General features: G+C 50.0%; 24 protein-coding genes and 1 pseudogene. All 25 read right to left on the bottom strand.

Features of this window, described 5'->3' with window-relative positions; translation table 11 throughout:
• Positions 1-19: 19 nt before the first annotated feature.
• Positions 20-451 carry an Rrf2 family transcriptional regulator gene (locus DXC57_RS06645; protein WP_015553424.1) on the bottom strand — a complete coding sequence of 144 codons (432 nt, stop codon included), beginning with the start codon at positions 449-451 and terminating at the stop codon, positions 20-22.
• A gap of 343 nt (positions 452-794) precedes the next feature.
• Positions 795-1466 (bottom strand): GTP pyrophosphokinase family protein, encoded by a 672-nt coding sequence (locus tag DXC57_RS06640; RefSeq protein WP_107000755.1) that lies wholly within the window; start codon positions 1464-1466, stop codon positions 795-797.
• Positions 1463-3157: an FAD-dependent oxidoreductase gene (locus DXC57_RS06635; RefSeq protein WP_118651667.1), complete on the bottom strand. Its 1695-nt coding sequence runs from the start codon at positions 3155-3157 to the stop codon at positions 1463-1465. The genes DXC57_RS06640 and DXC57_RS06635 overlap by 4 nt, the downstream gene beginning before the upstream one ends.
• Entirely contained in the window at positions 3154-3474 is a 321-nt protein-coding gene (gene trxA, locus DXC57_RS06630; RefSeq protein ID WP_107000757.1) for a thioredoxin, read from the bottom strand. Before trxA ends, DXC57_RS06635 begins: the two co-directional genes overlap by 4 nt.
• Positions 3475-3502: 28 nt before the next feature.
• Positions 3503-4078 (bottom strand): 4Fe-4S binding protein, encoded by a 576-nt coding sequence (locus DXC57_RS06625; protein ID WP_117796821.1) that lies wholly within the window; start codon positions 4076-4078, stop codon positions 3503-3505.
• Entirely contained in the window at positions 4075-4278 is a 204-nt protein-coding gene (locus DXC57_RS06620; protein ID WP_118651665.1) for a 4Fe-4S binding protein, read from the bottom strand. Before DXC57_RS06620 ends, DXC57_RS06625 begins: the two co-directional genes overlap by 4 nt.
• A gap of 12 nt (positions 4279-4290) precedes the next feature.
• Entirely contained in the window at positions 4291-4536 is a 246-nt protein-coding gene (locus DXC57_RS06615) for a ferredoxin-thioredoxin reductase catalytic domain-containing protein (protein WP_107001011.1), read from the bottom strand.
• Positions 4537-4668: 132 nt separating this feature from the next.
• On the bottom strand, positions 4669-4827 hold the full coding sequence (locus tag DXC57_RS06610) for a rubredoxin (RefSeq protein ID WP_107000760.1): 159 nt from the start codon (positions 4825-4827) through the stop codon (positions 4669-4671).
• Between the two features lie 89 nt (positions 4828-4916).
• Positions 4917-5129 carry a DUF6219 family protein gene (locus DXC57_RS06605; RefSeq protein ID WP_118651663.1) on the bottom strand — a complete coding sequence of 71 codons (213 nt, stop codon included), beginning with the start codon at positions 5127-5129 and terminating at the stop codon, positions 4917-4919.
• Between the two features lie 76 nt (positions 5130-5205).
• Positions 5206-5580, bottom strand: coding sequence for a desulfoferrodoxin family protein (locus DXC57_RS06600; protein ID WP_033120174.1), 375 nt, complete (start codon positions 5578-5580; stop codon positions 5206-5208).
• Positions 5581-5600: 20 nt separating this feature from the next.
• Entirely contained in the window at positions 5601-6143 is a 543-nt protein-coding gene (gene rbr / locus DXC57_RS06595; protein ID WP_107000763.1) for a rubrerythrin, read from the bottom strand.
• Positions 6144-6222: 79 nt separating this feature from the next.
• Complete coding sequence (locus DXC57_RS06590) at positions 6223-6879, bottom strand: Crp/Fnr family transcriptional regulator (RefSeq protein ID WP_118651661.1); 657 nt, start codon at positions 6877-6879, stop codon at positions 6223-6225.
• A gap of 1 nt (position 6880) precedes the next feature.
• Positions 6881-7660, bottom strand: a complete 780-nt coding sequence (locus DXC57_RS06585; protein WP_118651659.1) for a DUF134 domain-containing protein — start codon at positions 7658-7660, stop codon at positions 6881-6883.
• 188 nt (positions 7661-7848) lie between these two features.
• Positions 7849-9159: pseudogene (locus tag DXC57_RS06580) on the bottom strand (DUF87 domain-containing protein); the annotation flags it as partial.
• Complete coding sequence (locus DXC57_RS06575) at positions 9146-9652, bottom strand: helix-turn-helix domain-containing protein (RefSeq protein ID WP_227589453.1); 507 nt, start codon at positions 9650-9652, stop codon at positions 9146-9148. The pseudogene DXC57_RS06580 and the gene DXC57_RS06575, both read right to left, overlap by 14 nt.
• A 22-nt stretch (positions 9653-9674) precedes the next feature.
• Complete coding sequence (locus DXC57_RS15450) at positions 9675-9842, bottom strand: hypothetical protein (RefSeq protein WP_002576412.1); 168 nt, start codon at positions 9840-9842, stop codon at positions 9675-9677.
• On the bottom strand, positions 9839-10153 hold the full coding sequence (locus DXC57_RS15690) for a phage antirepressor KilAC domain-containing protein (RefSeq protein WP_243017077.1): 315 nt from the start codon (positions 10151-10153) through the stop codon (positions 9839-9841). The genes DXC57_RS15450 and DXC57_RS15690 overlap by 4 nt, the downstream gene beginning before the upstream one ends.
• Positions 10154-10228: 75 nt before the next feature.
• Entirely contained in the window at positions 10229-10669 is a 441-nt protein-coding gene (locus DXC57_RS15685; protein WP_243031998.1) for a BRO family protein, read from the bottom strand.
• A 433-nt stretch (positions 10670-11102) separates the two neighbouring features.
• Positions 11103-11492 carry a 30S ribosomal protein S9 gene (gene rpsI, locus DXC57_RS06565; protein ID WP_022358510.1) on the bottom strand — a complete coding sequence of 130 codons (390 nt, stop codon included), beginning with the start codon at positions 11490-11492 and terminating at the stop codon, positions 11103-11105.
• A gap of 28 nt (positions 11493-11520) precedes the next feature.
• Entirely contained in the window at positions 11521-11955 is a 435-nt protein-coding gene (rplM, locus tag DXC57_RS06560; RefSeq protein ID WP_022358509.1) for a 50S ribosomal protein L13, read from the bottom strand.
• Positions 11956-12370: 415 nt separating this feature from the next.
• A complete protein-coding gene (locus DXC57_RS06555) occupies positions 12371-13180 on the bottom strand; it encodes a putative hydro-lyase (protein ID WP_107000768.1) in 810 nt (269 codons plus the stop codon).
• Between the two features lie 36 nt (positions 13181-13216).
• Entirely contained in the window at positions 13217-14314 is a 1098-nt protein-coding gene (locus DXC57_RS06550; RefSeq protein ID WP_022358507.1) for a biotin-dependent carboxyltransferase family protein, read from the bottom strand.
• A gap of 2 nt (positions 14315-14316) precedes the next feature.
• Positions 14317-15045 (bottom strand): 5-oxoprolinase subunit PxpB, encoded by a 729-nt coding sequence (pxpB, locus tag DXC57_RS06545; RefSeq protein ID WP_022358506.1) that lies wholly within the window; start codon positions 15043-15045, stop codon positions 14317-14319.
• 368 nt (positions 15046-15413) lie between these two features.
• Positions 15414-16637, bottom strand: a complete 1224-nt coding sequence (locus DXC57_RS06540) for an NRAMP family divalent metal transporter (protein ID WP_022358637.1) — start codon at positions 16635-16637, stop codon at positions 15414-15416.
• 24 nt (positions 16638-16661) lie between these two features.
• Positions 16662-17423 (bottom strand): 5-oxoprolinase subunit PxpA, encoded by a 762-nt coding sequence (locus DXC57_RS06535; protein ID WP_022358636.1) that lies wholly within the window; start codon positions 17421-17423, stop codon positions 16662-16664.
• Positions 17424-17613: the final 190 nt, after the last annotated feature.

Raw genomic sequence — 17613 nt, 5'->3', positions numbered from 1 at the left:
GGTACCTCCTCTTAAAATTTTACAGCTTGCTTGTATCTTGGGGATCGGATCCGCCGGTCAGCAGCCTGCGCAGGCTCACGGCACGGAACGCCTCGTCCTGCTTTTGCTGCAAGGCCGCCAGCTGACAGTGGATGGCGCACCGCCCATGCTTGTCCTGCCAGCGGCATTCATATCCCGGCTCCATGCAGGCGCACAGGATGCCCCGCTCCCCCACGACCCCCATGAGATCGTAGAGGGAGGTCGCGTCCAGATCGCAGGACAGCGCGCAGCCGCCGAGGGCGCCGCGGCTCACCCGCACCAAATTGCCGGCGGAGAGCTTGCGCAGAATCTGGTAGGCAAACTGATTGGGGATCAATTCCGTTTCCGACATCTCGGCCACCGAATGCTTCTCCCCGTCCAGCAGCACCCGCAAAATGCGCAGTGCGTAGTCCGTCTCTTTGGTGATGATCATGCTCCACATCCTCTTTTCGCTTGCTTGTTAATGCCATTATATCAATCTTGATAAATTTTATCAAGATAATTTTCAAAAAAATATATCGTTTTAACACAGACCGCTCCAGCCCGGGTCAGCTTCGCTTTCCATTCAGCGAAAAGCCATGTTCCTTACAATATAGAAGCCGAAAAAGCTGTGCCGTGGCAGTCCGCCGAAAGCAGAAAAGACTATGCCTGAAAACCAGAAAGCGGAGAAATTGGTTGGGGCTCGCAGGGGTCGCCCACCCAAGGCGGATAAGGCGGTCCCTGGCAAGTCCAAGGCAAGCACCAAAGTGCGTGCTTTTCATTTTATATTCGACACATTATGTTATGATATGCAGTAAATGTTCCATCTTACCGTCCCATTCTCTGCTGGAATCGGCGCACTCTTTCAGTTCAGTTTCGACTTCAGCATTTATCGGCAAGTTTTTCTTATAGCGGATGGTATGCTCAAGGCTTGCCCAGAAGTCCATAGCGATTGTACGGAGTTGTATCTCCACCGGCACATGGATCACTTTTTCCGCAAAGAATACCGGCAGCCGGAGCGTCAGGTGCAGACTGCGATAGCCATTTGGCTTAGGGTGTGAAATATAATCTTTCTCTGTGATGATTTCAATGTCAGACTGTTTTTTTAAGCACTTTGCCAAAAAGAACACATCCTCCTCGAAAGAGCAGATCACCCGCACACCGGCAATATCCATGATATTTGTCTGCATGGTCGGAAAATCCAGAGGAAGTCCGCGTTTCTGCATCTTATTCATAATGCTGGACGGCGACTTCAAGCGGCTTTTTATACTTTCTATCGGATTGCGATCATGCTGCAATGAAAACTCTTCGTTTAGAATTTCCAACCTGCTTTCCAGTGCTTTCAGCGCACATCGGTATTGCAGCATGACTTCCTGATACCTGCGATTTTCGCTTAAAAGGCGCTGGCACTGCAAATCATCTAAGCCTTTATCTGCCGCAACCGTCAAGCCAAATAAATTCTCACTCATAGCTTCTCCATTCCGCAGGGATAGGCGCTCCGCGCTGTCTGCCGCTCTTGTATTACGACCTGATAAAAACTGTATCCGCCGGAGAGATGGGAACAGGTGAAACCGTACTGCGTCAAAAGTCGGCAGGCCAGATAACTGCGAAGCCCTGTCTGGCAATTCACATAAACAGGCTTACCCCGGTCTAACTCGTCCAAATGCTCCCGCAGATCGTCCAGTGGAATATTGCGGAATCCATTCAAGTGCCCACGCCGATATTCGCCTTCTGTACGGACATCCAGCAGTGTCGCATTGCCATCGCAAGGCAAGTCCTCAACCTCATTCCAATGGAACTGCCGTACCTTCCCGCTCTCCAAATCCTCGATCATAAAACCGGCCATATTGACCGGGTCTTTGGCAGAGGAATAGGGCGGCGCATAGGAAAGGTCAAGCTCCGTCAGTTCCAAGGCTGTCATTTTTGCGCGAATGGCCGTTGCCAGTACATCAATGCGCTTGTCCACGCCCTCGCCGCCAACGATCTGCGCACCCAGCAGCCGCAGGCTTTCTTTTTCATACATCACCTTCATTGCCATAGACTGTGCGCCGGGATAATAGATAGCGTGGGATGCCGGGAATAATACGACTTTGTCGTAAGCGATCCCTGCTGCCTGCGCTGCCTTCTCATTGATCCCCGCGGAGGCCGCTGTCAAGCCAAACAGTTTCAGAACAGACGAGCCCTGAGAGCCGTGAAAGCGGCTGTTTCCGCCGCAGATATTGTCAGCGGCAATGCGTCCCTGCTTGTTGGCAGGCCCCGCCAGCGAGATCAATGCTTTTTGGCCGGTCACGAAATGGGTGACCTCTACGGCATCGCCCACAGCGTAGATATCCGGCACGGAGGTTTCCATCCGCTCGTTGACAGCGATGCTGCCCCGGATGCCCAGCTCAAGTCCGGCCTCTTTTGCCAGATGGGTGTCCGGCGTGACGCCGATGGCCAGCAGCACCATGTCGGAGCGCAGCGGCTCACTTTCCTCCAGCAGCGTCAGCACGGAATCTCCGTCCTGTCGGAATCCGGTGACGGTTTCATCCAACCGCAGAGCCACACCGTGTCTGCGCATTTCCGCATGGACAAAGCTGGCCATATCCGCATCCAGCGGCGCTAATAGCTGCTTCAGACGCTGGACGATGGTAACCGAAACGCCCATCTCCACAAGGTTTTCCGCCATTTCCAGACCGATAAAGCCGCCGCCAGCCAAAACAGCGGTTTTCGGCTTCTGATCCTCTACAAAGCGTCGAATGCGGAGGGTGTCTTCCACGGTGCGCAGGGTAAAGACCCGCTCGCTGTCCACACCGGAAAGCGCAGGAATCGTCGGCTTTGCGCCGGGGGCAAGAAGCAGTTTGTCATAGGTTTCCGTGTAGACCTTCCCGCTGTCCAGTGCGTGGACGGTGACGGTTTTCTCTGCGGGATTGATCGCAGTTACTTCCTGCCGTACTCGCACATCAATGCGAAAGCGATCCCAAAAGCTCTCCGGAGTTTGCAGCGTCAATTCTTCCTGCTCCTTGATCACACCGCCCACATAATACGGCAGACCGCAGTTGGCATAGGACACATAGCCGCTGCGCTCGATCATGATGATCTGCGCGTGTTCATCCAAACGGCGGATGCGGGCGGCGGCAGAAGCACCGCCCGCCACACCGCCTACGATTACAACTTTCATCTTGCGCCCTCCACCATTGCGGCAATCTCCGACTTAGGCCGATAGCCCACCGATTTGGCAACGGCCTTTCCATCCTTGAATACGACCAGCATCGGGATACTGGACACCTGAAAACGCATTGCCAGCTCCATCTGCTCGTCCACATTGACCTTTCCCACCTTGAGCGCGCCGCTTTTTTCTTCGGCAAGCTCATGCAGTATGGGAGAGAGCATTTTGCACGGTCCGCACCAGTCGGCGTAGAAGTCCAGCAAAATGGGCTTGTCGGAACGCAGTACCTCATTTTCAAAATTCGCAGCAGTAATTTTCAGTTCAGCCATGAGTAAGGCTCCTTTCTGTTATCTTTGTTTATTCTTTGTTTTTCAGCTTGCAAATCCCCTGCGTCATGGTTCCCATGGGGCAGAAGGCACACCATGTACGGGGCTTGTAGAGCACCATGACGATGAGGCCGATGAGCAGCGAGGTCAGCATGAGGCTGTAAAAGCCGAAGCTGAATTGGGCTACCCAGTCTGTCACCGTTCCGGCGGTGTAGGCCCAGCCCCACGGCACACGGAAGGTCCAGAACAGCTTAATGGCCTCCCGCAGGGACGAAGTACCCGCAGCGACCAGATATGTCTGAAACACCATGTTGCCGAACATCGTCAGGAAAAAGATCAAAAAGCCATAACGGAACCACTTGGAGGACATCCAGCGGGGCGTGGGCTTGCAGCGGGAGCATTTAAGGTCTGTCCCCAGCTTGCTGAACAGTTGACCTCGTCCGCAGAGGTGGTTGCAAAAGTATTTGTTCCCACCAAAGATGGCTAAGAACAGCGGCAGAAGAAAATCGATCATGCCCAGCCACGCGAACAGGATATTGAAAAAGCCCAGTGCAAAATAGATGATTGCATATACCCACAGGTAATCGTACCAATGCTTTACTTTCATGCGTCAGCCCTCACTTTCACCTCAATGTAGCCGACGGGACAGATCTTTGCGCACTTGCCGCAGCCTACGCATCGTTCCGCCTCCACAGCGGCGTAGCAGCCGCGGCGCACCTTGACGGCCCCCAGTGGACAGGTATTTTCACACACGCCGCAGGCGACGCACCGCGTCTTATCTATGGCGGCCAGTTTCTTTGACAGCATAGCGTTCCTCCCTTAATCCTGCAAGGATTTGTAATAGAGCATACAGTGGCAGAATCCCTCGAAGCCCGGATCTGCAATTTGATCCTTAAACTCCTGGCACATACATTTGGTCGCCTCTGTGCTCTCCCTGCGGCAGGGGCAGTACCCGCCGGTGCGCTTGAGTCCTTCTCTGATGGTGCTGACAATCTCCTGATCGGAATTGAGCTTGATTTTCATGTTCGCCACCTCTTTCTTGTTGATTGATTGTGGCTTTATCATACCGCAGTACAAAGCATTTTTCTGTGACGAGGTTACGTTACGGCAAATTTTTATATAAGTGAGAAAGAGCCGTGAAGCGGTATCTTACATACTGCTTCACGGCTCTTTGTTTATAGGTTTTGTTGTGCTTCCTTACTCAGCCACAGAAAACTGGTCTTTGCCAACAAAACATAAGGGGCATTCAAAATCATCCGGAATATCTTCCCATTTTGTACCCGGTGCAATGCCGCCTTCCGGATAGCCATTTTCTTCGTCGTATTCCCAACCACACACATCGCATACATATTTCATAATGAAATTCTTCTTTCTTGTTTTTTATTTCGCACACAACATTAGCCCGACTTTATCGTCATCAGAAACAATAACGATTCCTATCTTACTCAAAGAATATCCACAGCTTCCGCTTGTTTTACTCTCTTTGTTTTCTTATTCCCTGAAATCATTTTATGACCCGTATATACTGCCATAACCATGCAGATCAAGGAACTAAGCGCAAGGTACTTATGCGTTGTTCTTGAGCCTTTATATCCAGTGCAAAAAGTTCCAAACATGGTAATTACCGCTCCGATTGACCAATATTTATGTGCTTTCATGACTTGTTTGCCTCCTGCCTGCAATACATGACATTCAGTTCTCTATGTTGGTTCTAAGATACCATGCGCGGAACGATCACGCTTTCCACAGACTGTGGAGGTTGCAGTAGGCGTAGACCGCCTCGACTTCGTCGCCCTCGCAGAGCGCAAAGCAGACCTCCGGCTTCTCGCCCGGGTGCAGTTCCTTGCGCTGGTTGCCCTGCTTGGTGTGGAGGGACACCCACTCGATGTAGTGCTCCGGCAGCATGGGATGCTCTACGGAGCCGACCTTGACATGAACGATGCCGTTTTCCACAGTCCAGACAGGGACGTGCTTCTCCACGGCGGCGTCGGTGGTACCGGGGATGATCTCGCTCATCGGCTCACCGCAACAGATGACGGGAACGCCCGTGTCCTTGACCTTGGCAATGATGTTGCCGCAATGCTTGCAAATGTAAAACTTCTGCTCCATGATTCGTTCTCCTTTTCTCTTTAATAGTTTTCTGCGTGAATTTCAAAGTAGCTCTGGGGATGGTTGCAGGTCGGGCAGACCTCCGGTGCTTTCTCACCGATCACGATATGCCCGCAGTTGCGGCACTCCCATACCTTGACCTCACTCTTGGCGAAGACCTCCGCCATCTCCACATTGTGCAGCAGGGCACGGTAGCGCTCCTCATGATGCTTTTCAATGGCGGCTACCAGGCGGAAACGCTGGGCCAGCTCATGGAAACCCTCCTCGTCGGCGGTTTTGGCAAAGCCGTCGTACATATCCGTCCACTCGTAGTTCTCGCCCTCAGCGGCGGAGAGAAGGTTTTCGGCGGTGTCGCCAATGCCGTTCAGCTCTTTGAACCACAGCTTGGCGTGTTCCTTCTCATTATCAGCGGTTTTGAGGAACAGCGCCGCGATCTGCTCGTAGCCTTCCTTCTTGGCCTTGGATGCAAAATAGGTGTATTTGTTGCGCGCCTCGGACTCACCGGCAAAGGCAGCCATCAGGTTTTTTTCGGTTTGAGTTCCTGCGTATTTCGTTTCTTTCATGGTGGATACTCCTTCCTGTTTTTCTGCTTTTATTGTAGCAAATCTATGATTTTCTTCTGTAACGAAGTCACATTTCTTTTTATTTTAGACGATTTAGTCTGTTCTTATCCCGCAGCGTGATTGCACCACGCTTCAGCTCCACCAGCCCGTCCTCCGAGAAGCTTTTGAGCATCCGTGCCACTGCCTCCCGTGCCGAGCTGATGTGCTGGGCGATCTGCTCATGGGTCATGCGTATCGTGTCGGAGCCGGTACGTTCCGCTTCGGCAAAGAGAAATTCTGCCAGCCGCTGATCCAATCCCTTGAACATAATCTGCTGCATCGCCCACATCACATCAGAAAACCGTTTCGTTGCCAGTTCATAAAGAAAACAGCGGACATGGAGATTTTTCTCCTTGAGTGCAGCAATGACATTTGCAGAGATAATCAGAATGTCCGTATCCATTCCGGCAGTCATTTGTGTATCAAAGGTGATCTGACTGATCACGCAGGAGGCGGAAAGCACGCATAGTTCGCCCGGATACAGGCGGAACAGCGTTACCTCCCGCCCCTCATCAGAGAGAAGATGGGTGCGGATCTCGCCGGAAAGAATAAACAGCATTCCGAGACATTCATTGTCGCTGCTGTGAACGAACGCACCCTTTTTATAATGACGGACAAAGGCACTTCGGCGTAGTGTGTCCATTTCGCGTTCGGTCAAGGATGACCAGAACGGAAGTTGTGTCAGTGTGCGTTCCATATCAATGGCAGCTATGCTTGCCGCAGCCGTGGTCACCGCAGGAGTGACCATCCTCGCCGTGTTCATGGTCATGGTGGTCACAGTGAACATTGGGATCGTAGCCCAAACTTCCGTTGAGCAATGCGCTCACCGCCGCGTCAGCGTCCCCGCTGACACCGCCGTAGAGCTTGATGCCCGCTTCGGCGAGTGCTGCCTGCGCACCGCCGCCGATGCCTCCGCAAATCAAAGTGTCCACGCCGTTCTGCATCAGGAATCCTGCCAGTGCGCCGTGACCGCTGCCGTTGGTATCAACGACTTCCGCATGGACGATTTTGCCGTCCACAGATTCATAAAGCTTGAACTGCTCGGTGTGACCGAAATGCTGAAAGATCTGACCGTTGTCATAGGTAACTGCAATTTTCATAATGGAATCTCCTTTGCAAGTTTTGCCTGATTTTTCCATGTTGGCTCTCTGCATCCGGCAGCAACGGCCGCAGTGAGCTGCCTCCTGTCCTCCGCAGATGCGGTAGTTTCCCCCGGTGATGTGCAGCGGTTTCCCGTGGACAAGACACGCTACGATCTTGCTCCGTGCGCTTTCGTAAATCTCCTGCACGGTAGAGCGGGAAATCTCCATTTGAGCGGCACACTGCTCGTGGGTTTGCTGCTCCAAGTCAACCAGCCGAATGACCTCGTATTCGTCCAGCGTCAGCAGGATCGGCTCGGTATTCTCGCACCCGTTAGGACAGAATGTATCGACCTGTGGTACGCCACAAATTCGACGGCACCGTGGCGGTCTTGGCATGGGAGCTTTCCTCCCTTTGTATTCGGTATATTCCGATTATAGCACTTTGAGCAGAAAAAAGCAATTTTTCAAAAGCTGCTACGTTTTCCGTCCTCATATGTGTGCTGGCTGATATTCGGTGTCGAAGACTACGTGTGAGCCATGTTCGTATTGTCAGATTATCTACATTTGACAGAACTTCGCAGGGTATCCTCTTCCGAATAGTTCGCATTGATGTCCATCGGGTTGATATACTGCGCGCTGGAAGGGCTGATTTTAATGACCTGCCCCTCAAATTTCTTCACCAGTGCCGTGTACTCGGCTTCCGGATCGCACACAATTACATCGTCATCCGTCACCAGAAACGCATTGGCGATTTCTCGCTTGGCAGAGAAGGATTTACCGGAACCGGGAGTACCCAGAATCAGCCCGTTGGGGTTTTTGAGCTTTTTCCGGTCAACCATAATCAGGTTGTTGGACAGAGCATTCAGCCCATAGTACAGAGCCTCTTTCCCGGTCTGAAACAGTTCCTGGGTGGTAAACGGAACGAAAATTGCCGTGCTGCTGGTAGTCATGCTGGGCTGAATCTCAATCAGGTTCTGTGCCAGCGGCAGACAGCTCATCAGCCCCTGCTCCTGCTGAAAGTCCAGACGGCGCAGGTTGCAGTTGTACTTCTGCGCGATACTGGAAGCTTGAAACACATTGGTTTCCAGCTCCTGCTCCGTCTCGCCGGTGTTCATCACCAGAAAGGTCAGCAGGAACATACGCTCATTCTGGCTCTGCAATTCCTTCAGCAGTGCCTTTGCGTCCCTGCCGTAAGTTGCCAAATCTGACGGAATGATGTCCATATCGTATCCGGAACGGACAGCTTTCTTCTGTTCCTCAATCTTGGAACGATCCAGCTCCGTAATGGTGTGCTTGATGGATTTGATTGCTTTGTTCTGGTCTACCGACTGAATGTGCATGGTCACAATCTGGCTGGATTCCATATCCAGAAAGTCCTTCAGCAGCTGATCCGACAGGTCGGAAGCCGTAATCTGGAGATAGGACATGGAACCATACATCCCACCCATCTGAAAAACACGGTTCTTCGGAAAGGCAAACCCGGTCGGGGCAATAAAGTCCTTTACCGACAGCCCGCTCTCCGGCAGCCACTTCCAATCGAAATTGAATCGGTCATGGTCACCCATGTGGAACATATCGTGCATCAGATGAAGCCGTTCCTTACCGTTCAGCAATTTTGCCCGGACACCCAAGCGTTTGAAGTTGTTCATCAGGTCGATCTCAATGTGATTGAGCCTCGGCTTTGCCTGTTTCATGGATTCTGCTTCAATGCCAAACGTCAGGTACTTCGTCTTGGTCAGGCCGTTGTTGCCCTGGGCAAGCTGGCGGCGCAGCATGGTGCTGTACTCCGTGCGCACCGGATTGAAATGATCCTTCTGGTACGGGATGCGCACCATCTTCTCAAAATTCGAGGCATCCGTAGCCATATTCATAAAAGAAAGCTCAAAGCGGATACTCAGAGAGCCGTTCCACCCGCATCTGATAATCTCCTGGGAACTCCTGCCGGAGCTTGCCGTATTCCGTGTCAGAGAGAAGGACATTTTCGTATGAGCCATACCGGTGCTGGATTTCCTTCTTCTCTCTTTTATTGATTGTTTCAGTACTTGTTCTATTAGTACTTAATTGCGCGGGATTTTCCGTAACCGGTGTGTCCGTATCCGGATTTACCGTATACGGCTTTTCCGTACACGGCTTTTTCCTTGGCATCTCATAGATCACATACTCCGCTCTGCCCATCCGACCGTTACTCTCACGCTGCTGGTTCCTTTCCAGATATCCAAGACGTTCCAGTTCTTTCAGAGCTGTAAGCACCCCATCTACGCCATCCGGTGTAATCGAAGATAATCCCCGTACCGAATAGTTCCATGTGTCCGGTAAACTAAGCAGCATAGAGAGAAGTCCTTTTCCTTTCAGGCTGAGACCCTGATCCCGCAGGTGGTAATTGCACATCGTTGTGTAATTGCTGTTTTTCTCAACCCTGAATACCGGCATGGTGCTCACCATCCTTTTTCGCAGGCTCCGTTTTTTTCTTCGGACATTTGCGCGGACGATCTTCGCTGTCCTCCCGTCGATGGTATTTGCCGGTATCCTGCATCATGCGTTCAAACGCCTGAAGGCGTCCCTCTGTAAAAAGCGTCATTCGATCACACCCCATTTCTTAAACAACTTGAAGAGATGATTCTTTCCCTTGCAGGTCACTCTCGTCTGCTGCACCAGTTTTCCGCTTCTGCCGTAGCAATCCCGGACAATAAAATAGCCCCTTGCAGATTTGTCTGCAAAAGGCATCAGCCAGCCGCTTGGACTGCGGTACAGATAGCGATGATCCAGTAAGAGAGCTACTGCCGTCTTCTCCGGGATTCCGATTTCCTTACAGAAATTCCGGATACAGGTGCAATCCTCAGAATTTACAAAGGTGTCGAAGTAGTTTGCCTTGGGCTGCGCCGCATCCAGCTGTTTGCGGATACCCTCAAGCTGCTCTCTCTCGGCTACAAGCTCCTGCGCCAGAGTGTAGATGACCTCCGGATGCTAAATCACCTGATCCAAAATAGAATCGCTCATATACACACCATGCTTTCGGATGGACGGGAGAACTTCATCAAACACCCAGTGTTCAAACCGTTCTGCCGATGGCAGCTTGCTGTGAACGATCAGCCGGTAAACATCACCTTCCGTGATAAAGGAGATTTCAACGACCTGCTCTCCAGCATCTCCATACTGATTCACCTTCTGAACGACCACCTCGCGTTTCATTAGGGGGCCTCTACAATGGCGTTTCACTGCGGCGTAGGGATTCACATATCCCAACGCTTTCGCCACGTCGCTTGCACAGAAGAAGGTCTTGCCTGCCTCCTGTAACAACCGGATCGAACCAAACTCCTGGTTCTCAAACACCTCCATCATCTGCCTCGACTGTCCGCCATGACTGCCCACATCGGTGTCATGGGTCTTCTGATTGAAATCCGTCATACCTGTTACCTCCTGCTCAAATTTGTCTCGCCGGATTTCGGGCGAAAAAAATAGAGCCTCGACCCATTCTCGTTTTCAAAGAATGAGCCAAGGCTCTATGTAACAGGATACCTGATATTATTTTTTTGCAGAATTCGTCAGAACTCGCCCAACGAACCTGACACTGTTTTTCATTCCGTTTCAGCCAGATGTTTGCCGAAAATCTGTCAAGGATATGGGGCTAATTTCCCCTCCAAAATGGCCTTCTGTAAACCCATTTTCCCACCCATTAGGCTCAAAAATAGGCCGTAAACCCATGGTAAACCCATCAAAATGGGTTAATTTGAAGTCAAATTTCCTCAAATTTCACCATCGGAATCAGATGATTTCAGGCATAGAAAAAGCCCGGAAAATGGCGTATTTCCGGGCTTTTTTAGCATTATTAAGCTGTAGATTATCGCTTGCTGAACTGCGGAGCGCGACGAGCTGCTTTGAGACCGTATTTCTTACGCTCTTTCATTCTCGGGTCACGAGTTAAGAAGCCAGCTTTCTTCAGTACCGGACGGTAATCAGCGTCTGCCTGAAGAAGTGCTCTGGAGATACCGTGTCTTACAGCACCTGCCTGGCCTGTAAAACCACCACCACGTACGTTTACAAGTACATCGAACTTATCAACAGTCTCGGTTGCTACGAGCGGCTGACGTACAACTACTTTCAGGGTCTCAAGACCAAAGTACTCGTCGATGTCTCTTTTATTGATTGTAATCTTGCCGGTTCCCGGTACAAGGTATACTCTAGCGATAGATTTTTTTCTTCTGCCTGTTCCGTAAAATTTGTTAGCCATTATTGTTTCCTCCTTCCAGTGCCTTTAATTAAAACTTGATTTCTAAAACTTCCGGCTTCTGAGCTGCCTGCTCGTGCTCCGGACCTGCGTATACATGAAGTTTCGTAATCATGCTTCTTCCTAAAGGTCCCTTTGGAAGCATACCCTTAACTGCTAACTCAACAACCTTCTCCGGCTTCTTAGCCATCATTTCACGAAGGGTTGTCTCTCTCATACCACCTACATAATCAGAGTGATTGTAGTAGATCTTCTGATCCAGTTTCTTACCAGTTACTTTGATCTTCTCTGCGTTTACTACGATTACGTAATCGCCGCAATCCATGTGCGGGGTGAAGATCGGTTTATTCTTACCTCTTAATACTTTTGCTACCTCAGATGCAAGACGACCTAATGTATATCCTGTAGCGTCAACTACATACCATTTTCTCTCGATTGTTGCTGGACTAGCCATAAAACTCTTCATTGGTTGACCTCCTGTTTTACTTCCTATAATTGAGATTAACTATATCATGAAATGCCTGCTCCGGGGCTTTGGTGCCGACATCTTCCTGACTCATGTCATACTGATTTATTATATTACACGGTTCCGGACGTGTCAAGCGGTTTTTCCTTGAAAATACAAGGTTTTTTCAACGATTTTCTCAAGGAATTTACAAGGTAAGTGCGTTTCATCCCATGCGCATGATATACGCACGATATACACATGAAAAAGGAAGACTTCCTCCTCTCAGATTCCATCTTCCTTTTTCGCCGCTTTTTAGGTTGGTAATGAACTTTTTCTCTTTTCTCAAGAGAATTTATTTGAAGGAGACTGGGAAATCTCCGTCAAACCTTATTTTTCGATAAAACCATTCCTGCAATGGAAGAACCGATTCTGCCTATTTCTGCTTCTTCGCTTCCAGATAATCATTCAGCTCCGTATTCAGAACATTGGTGATGAACATATGTCCCGGTGCGTGGGTAATGACTAACGGAAGTTTTGCATTTTCAATCGCTGCCTGCGGGGTAACGCCGCAAGCCCAGAATACCGGGATCTCACCATCGCGGATCTCGACCGGATCGCCATAGTCTGGTTTGGAAATATCCTTGATACCGATCGCTGCCGGATCGCCGATCTGGACCGGACCGCCGTGTACGTTTGGATAACGGTCTGTGATCTCTTTGGCTTTCTGTGCGTTTTCCGGTGTCATCGGACGCATGCTGACAACCATCGGTCCCTTGAACACGCCGGCGCTCTCGCACTGGATGTTGGTCTTGTACATGGAAACATTGCAGCCCTGCGCGATATGGCGCACTTCAATGCCGGCTTTCATAAGCGCCTCCTCAAAGGAGAAGCTGCAGCCAATCAGGAATGCAACCGAATCTTCTTTCCAATAAGAAGAAACATCTGTCACCTCATCGACTTTCACGCCGTCACGGTAAATGAAATATTTCGGGATGTCCGTCACGATGCTCGCGCCTTCGCCCATATCGTGGATATCCGGTGTGCCCTCTACGACTTCCAGGATTGGGCACGGTTTCGGGTTCTTTCTTGCAAATTCTTTAAAATCATCCGCGTACTTCTTCGGCAGGATAACCAGATTTGCCTGTGCATATCCGGCACACATGCCAGCCGTCGGGCGGGTAATCTCGCCAGTCCGAATCAGTTTCCATACTTCCGGTGGTGTCATTTTGCTGTAATCTGCCATATACGTTCCCTCCATATCTTTCAATGCATCTGAGTTTTATCTGAACCTCTCAGTCTCTTCCTCTAATTCAACCATATATTCAGTTCCATCGATCACAACCCGGTAGGTTCCAATCGGATTCCAGTATTTCTTCGACTCACATCCAACCGCTACCTGAATCACTGCATCGAGTTCTCCGCACGGTTCCGGTACTTTTGCCAGTTCTTCTTTGAGTGCTTTGAGTTTTTCCACCTGCTCAATGTAAAGCTTCTGCGCTTCCTCAACCGTTACTTTCTGGAAATGTACTTTATAGCCCGGTCTGGACTGTGCAACCAGCGGAAGATCCACAGAGATAACGCCAGCAATCTTCGTATAACCGCCGGTGGTCTGATGATCCGCCATCATGATAATCGGCTGTCCGTGGGACGGCACCTGAATCGCACCAAAGGCGATACCGTCTGTGATAATATCACCGCCATTTTTATGCTCGATGACCTCGCCCTCGAGACGGCAGCCCATACGGTCGGACTCATTCGTAAATGCATATGTGCTGCTTAAGAAAGTCTCAACACCTTTCTCAGTAAAGCAGTCATCCTGCGGTCCCATGACAACGCGGATGGTTTTCTCCGTCTGGGAGAAGTCCTCCGGCGTCACTTTTCTCTTTCTCATATTTGGAAGGGTCGTCTTCGGAGCGGCAAAACCAATCTCGTCTCCGCCGCCGATCTTTCTTCCCTGATAACCGCCCACTTTCAGCTTTAAGTTGGTGGATTTGCTGCCCATCTGTACCGGGATGTCCAGTCCGCCTGCCACTGCAATGTACGCGCGGCTTCCGCTTGTCATACCGGCAAAGTTCATGGAATCGCCCTTATGTACTAAAACCGCCTGGTACATCGGAAGATCTTTTCCATTTACCTTCGGAACCAGATTGCCGCCTGTTACTGCGATAATATTATCTTCTGTAAATTCCATCATCGGTCCCATCAGGGTTACTTCCAGAACCGCCTCGTTTTCATCATTTCCCACTAAAATATTCGCGATCGCTGCGGAACGCTGATCCATAACGCCTGATACAGACATACCGGACTCCTGATAGCCGGTGCGTCCCATGTCCTGTACGGTTGTGAGGAATCCGCCGCTTGCAAACTTAATGCCCATCTTTATACCTCCTTATCGTACACAACGTATTTGTAGGTTCCATCTTCGACTTCTTTTTCGATCTTTTTATACTCTTCCTCGGTTACTGCAGCAAACTTGATATACTGTCCCGCTTCCAGAAGCACTGGTTTCTCGCGGTCTGCATCATAGAGTTTTAACGGAGTCCGTCCAATTAACTGCCAGCCGCCCGGAGATGCTACCGGGTAGATACCGGTCTGCTCACCGGCGATACCGACGGAGCCGCCCTCAATCTTCACTCTCGGGCTCTTCAGACGCGGGGTTGCGATCTCTTTGCTCATGCCGCCCAGATATGGGAATCCAGCGATGAATCCAATCATGTAGATTAGATATTCTTCAGATGTATGAATCTTGATGACCTCTTCCACGGTCTTGTGATTGTGCTCCGCAACATTTTCAATATCCGGACCCATCTCTCCGCCATAGAGAACCGGAATTTCGATAACGGTTGGCGGCGGGATCGGAATGCTGGATAAGGAACCCATCAATTTATCAAATTTTTCTGTGAGTGCCTTGAATCCGATCACTTCCGGATGATAATGTACTAATAAGGAACGGTATGTTGGAACCGTCTCCACAATTCCCGGTATATCGCTTTTTTCAACCGCAATCTTGAATGCGCGGATTTTCTTGTTGATCTCCGGGCTGATTTCATTGCCAAACTCAACGCACACAGCGCTGTCGCCCGCTACAAGGTATCTTACCTCACTCATATATACCTCCTGTCAGATAAACGAAGCCCCCGCCTGCCTGTTCTGCTTTTCTTCTTAAAAAGAACCTAAAAACGTTACTGTTCACAGGTAGGCACTTTTGGAACCGAAAGTGCCGTAAGAAAACGTGGTGGAAGCAGGAATTTGCCGTATTTAAATGCAAAGCCACGGCAAATTCCGTTACTGGGCACGTATGCGTGAACAGTAACCTAAAAACTGCTTCCGGCCCAACAAGCCAGTTACAGGGAAACACCCGACAGACCTGCTGCCATAAGCCAGCCATCTGCGTGCTCATCCAGCCAGTCCGCCGGGCGCCTGTCCGTTTAATCGTTTTTTATTATTTTACCATATTTTTCGCGTTTTTTCATCCATTAACCAAAGATGGTAAGAATCTTCGGCAGAGCCTTGATTCCGGAGTAACCGGTCAGAAGAACAACGCATACGCCAAGTACGATGAGTACGGTCGGATGTTTGTAATCTTCGCCGACGATATCTTTTCTGCGGCTTGCCAGAAGAATGACAAGCAGTGTAATCGGAAGAATCAGTCCGTTTACGGAACCTGCCAGAACCAGAAGAGTTGCCGGCTGTCCAAGTAATGTCATGATAACGGTCGATACAGCGATGAAGCCGATAACGAACCATTTCTCATTCTCCATGATGAACGGATGCAGGGTCTTTAAGAAGGATACGGATGTATACGCTGCACCGATGATGGAGGTGATAGCTGCAAACAGGATAACCAGACCGAAGATCTTGTAACCGATGATGCCTGCGCCTGCCTTAAAAGCTGCTGCTGGCGGGCTTGCTACCCATGCTTCGCTTCCAACCACTTCCGGAGTTGCTGTAACAACGCCTAAAACTGCGAGGAACAGTAAAATTCTCATAACGCCCGATACGCTGACGCCCATTAATACGGAACGGCGAACGTGCGGAAGATCCTTGGTTCCTGAGAAACCTGCATCCAGAAGACGATGTGCACCCGAGAATGTGATGTAACCGCCGCAGCTTCCGCCAAGCAGGGTAATAATCGGGAATACCAGGTTCGGGAATTCGTTCAGATGTCCAACGCTGCTGATTGCCTCAACAACCGGAGGTTTGGAACGGAATGCTACATAAAGTACGGTAACAATCATGATGCTTCCTAAGTATTTGGTCAGCTTATCCATGAAGTTTTTCGCATCCTTGGATAAGAAGATCAGGATACCGATGACACCGGCTACAACGGTTCCGACTTTCAGCGGGAAACCGAATACGATATTAAAACCGGTTGCGGCGCCGCCGACGTTACCGATATTGAATACCAGACCGCCGAGAGACACAAGGAACGCAATGAAATATCCGAGTCCCGGAACAACTTTATTTGCGATATCCTGTCCACGCATACCGGACACACCGATGATGGACCAGATATTTAACTGGGTTGTAACATCCAGAAGAATGGTACAGATGATTGCCAGTGCGAAAATAGAGCCGTACTGACCGGTAAAGGTTGCAGTCTGCGTCAGGAAACCAGGTCCGATCGCGGACGTTGCCATCAGGAACGCGGCGCCAATCAGGGCTGTCGTGTTCGCATTACTTTTTTTCTTTTCTCCCATATTTTTCTTCTCCTTATATACGTATTAGCGGAACAGATTTTTAATCTCCACTCCCTCGGCTACCAGTGTCTCACGAATGTTCTTTACAAACTCCAGCGCTTTTGGGTTGTCTCCGTGTACACAGATGGAATCTGCCTTGATGGAAATGTCGTTTCCGTTGATGCTCTCAACTTTTCCTTCTTTTACCATTCTTACGACACGTTTGATTGCCAGGTCTTTATCTTTGATGACTGCTCCCGGAAGTTTTCTGGAAACCAGGGTTCCGTCATCGTTGTATGCACGGTCTGCGAACACCTCGCTCGCTGCCTGTAAACCAACCTCCTCGGCTGCCTTGATCATCTGGGATCCTGCCAGACCCATGAAGATGATATCTTTATCTACTTCATAGACTGCTTCACACATCGCTCTCGCCAGCTTCTCATCAACAGCTGCCATGTTGTAGAATGCGCCGTGCGGTTTTACGTGCTGGATTTTTACGCCCTGGCTCTTAGTAAATGCGCTCAATGCGCCGAGCTGGTATTTCAGATATGCTTTCGCTTCTTCCGGAGTTACCACCATGTTTCTTCGACCGAAGCCCATCAGATCCGGAAATCCCGGATGTGCTCCTACTGCGGTTCCGTATTTCTTTGCCAGTGCGATGGTCTTATCCATAACCATCGGATCACCTGCATGCCATCCACAGGCTACGTTGGCGGAAGACACGTACTGAAGAATTTCTTCATCCATACCAATCGTATAGTTACCGAAGCTCTCACCTAAATCACTGTTTAAATCGACGTAAAACATGGTTCATTCCTCCCTTTCTTAGCTCACACATCTCATTTTTGCGGCTTAGCGTTTCTTCTGTCTGTTTTCAACAACCATCGGAAACTATTTTTAAGATGAGATGTTTTTTGTATGTTCCCCTTGTTTTTTTGCTTCTAATGATATTTTATCTGACTTTTATGTATTTTTCAATCATAATTTTAATATTTTT

This window comes from Clostridium sp. TF06-15AC, from assembly GCF_003481165.1.
Classification (GTDB): domain Bacteria; phylum Bacillota; class Clostridia; order Lachnospirales; family Lachnospiraceae; genus Otoolea; species Otoolea fessa.
This window is presented reverse-complemented; position numbering and strand designations above follow the sequence as displayed.

What these genes read in the sequence shown, in the direction of transcription:
- DXC57_RS06645 (WP_015553424.1), bottom strand. Translation starts at nt 451, where the DNA reads ATGATCATCACCAAAGAGACGGACTACGCACTGCGCATTTTGCGGGTG.
- DXC57_RS06640 (WP_107000755.1), bottom strand. Translation starts at nt 1,466, where the DNA reads ATGAGTGAGAATTTATTTGGCTTGACGGTTGCGGCAGATAAAGGCTTA.
- DXC57_RS06635 (WP_118651667.1), bottom strand. Translation starts at nt 3,157, where the DNA reads ATGAAAGTTGTAATCGTAGGCGGTGTGGCGGGCGGTGCTTCTGCCGCC.
- trxA (WP_107000757.1), bottom strand. Translation starts at nt 3,474, where the DNA reads ATGGCTGAACTGAAAATTACTGCTGCGAATTTTGAAAATGAGGTACTG.
- DXC57_RS06625 (WP_117796821.1), bottom strand. Translation starts at nt 4,078, where the DNA reads ATGAAAGTAAAGCATTGGTACGATTACCTGTGGGTATATGCAATCATC.
- DXC57_RS06620 (WP_118651665.1), bottom strand. Translation starts at nt 4,278, where the DNA reads ATGCTGTCAAAGAAACTGGCCGCCATAGATAAGACGCGGTGCGTCGCC.
- DXC57_RS06615 (WP_107001011.1), bottom strand. Translation starts at nt 4,536, where the DNA reads ATGATAAAGCCACAATCAATCAACAAGAAAGAGGTGGCGAACATGAAA.
- DXC57_RS06610 (WP_107000760.1), bottom strand. Translation starts at nt 4,827, where the DNA reads ATGAAATATGTATGCGATGTGTGTGGTTGGGAATACGACGAAGAAAAT.
- DXC57_RS06605 (WP_118651663.1), bottom strand. Translation starts at nt 5,129, where the DNA reads ATGAAAGCACATAAATATTGGTCAATCGGAGCGGTAATTACCATGTTT.
- DXC57_RS06600 (WP_033120174.1), bottom strand. Translation starts at nt 5,580, where the DNA reads ATGGAGCAGAAGTTTTACATTTGCAAGCATTGCGGCAACATCATTGCC.
- rbr (WP_107000763.1), bottom strand. Translation starts at nt 6,143, where the DNA reads ATGAAAGAAACGAAATACGCAGGAACTCAAACCGAAAAAAACCTGATG.
- DXC57_RS06590 (WP_118651661.1), bottom strand. Translation starts at nt 6,879, where the DNA reads ATGGAACGCACACTGACACAACTTCCGTTCTGGTCATCCTTGACCGAA.
- DXC57_RS06585 (WP_118651659.1), bottom strand. Translation starts at nt 7,660, where the DNA reads ATGCCAAGACCGCCACGGTGCCGTCGAATTTGTGGCGTACCACAGGTC.
- DXC57_RS06575 (WP_227589453.1), bottom strand. Translation starts at nt 9,652, where the DNA reads ATGTGCAATTACCACCTGCGGGATCAGGGTCTCAGCCTGAAAGGAAAA.
- DXC57_RS15450 (WP_002576412.1), bottom strand. Translation starts at nt 9,842, where the DNA reads ATGACGCTTTTTACAGAGGGACGCCTTCAGGCGTTTGAACGCATGATG.
- DXC57_RS15685 (WP_243031998.1), bottom strand. Translation starts at nt 10,669, where the DNA reads ATGACGGATTTCAATCAGAAGACCCATGACACCGATGTGGGCAGTCAT.
- rpsI (WP_022358510.1), bottom strand. Translation starts at nt 11,492, where the DNA reads ATGGCTAACAAATTTTACGGAACAGGCAGAAGAAAAAAATCTATCGCT.
- rplM (WP_022358509.1), bottom strand. Translation starts at nt 11,955, where the DNA reads ATGAAGAGTTTTATGGCTAGTCCAGCAACAATCGAGAGAAAATGGTAT.
- DXC57_RS06555 (WP_107000768.1), bottom strand. Translation starts at nt 13,180, where the DNA reads ATGGCAGATTACAGCAAAATGACACCACCGGAAGTATGGAAACTGATT.
- DXC57_RS06550 (WP_022358507.1), bottom strand. Translation starts at nt 14,314, where the DNA reads ATGGGCATTAAGTTTGCAAGCGGCGGATTCCTCACAACCGTACAGGAC.
- pxpB (WP_022358506.1), bottom strand. Translation starts at nt 15,045, where the DNA reads ATGAGTGAGGTAAGATACCTTGTAGCGGGCGACAGCGCTGTGTGCGTT.
- DXC57_RS06540 (WP_022358637.1), bottom strand. Translation starts at nt 16,637, where the DNA reads ATGGGAGAAAAGAAAAAAAGTAATGCGAACACGACAGCCCTGATTGGC.
- DXC57_RS06535 (WP_022358636.1), bottom strand. Translation starts at nt 17,423, where the DNA reads ATGTTTTACGTCGATTTAAACAGTGATTTAGGTGAGAGCTTCGGTAAC.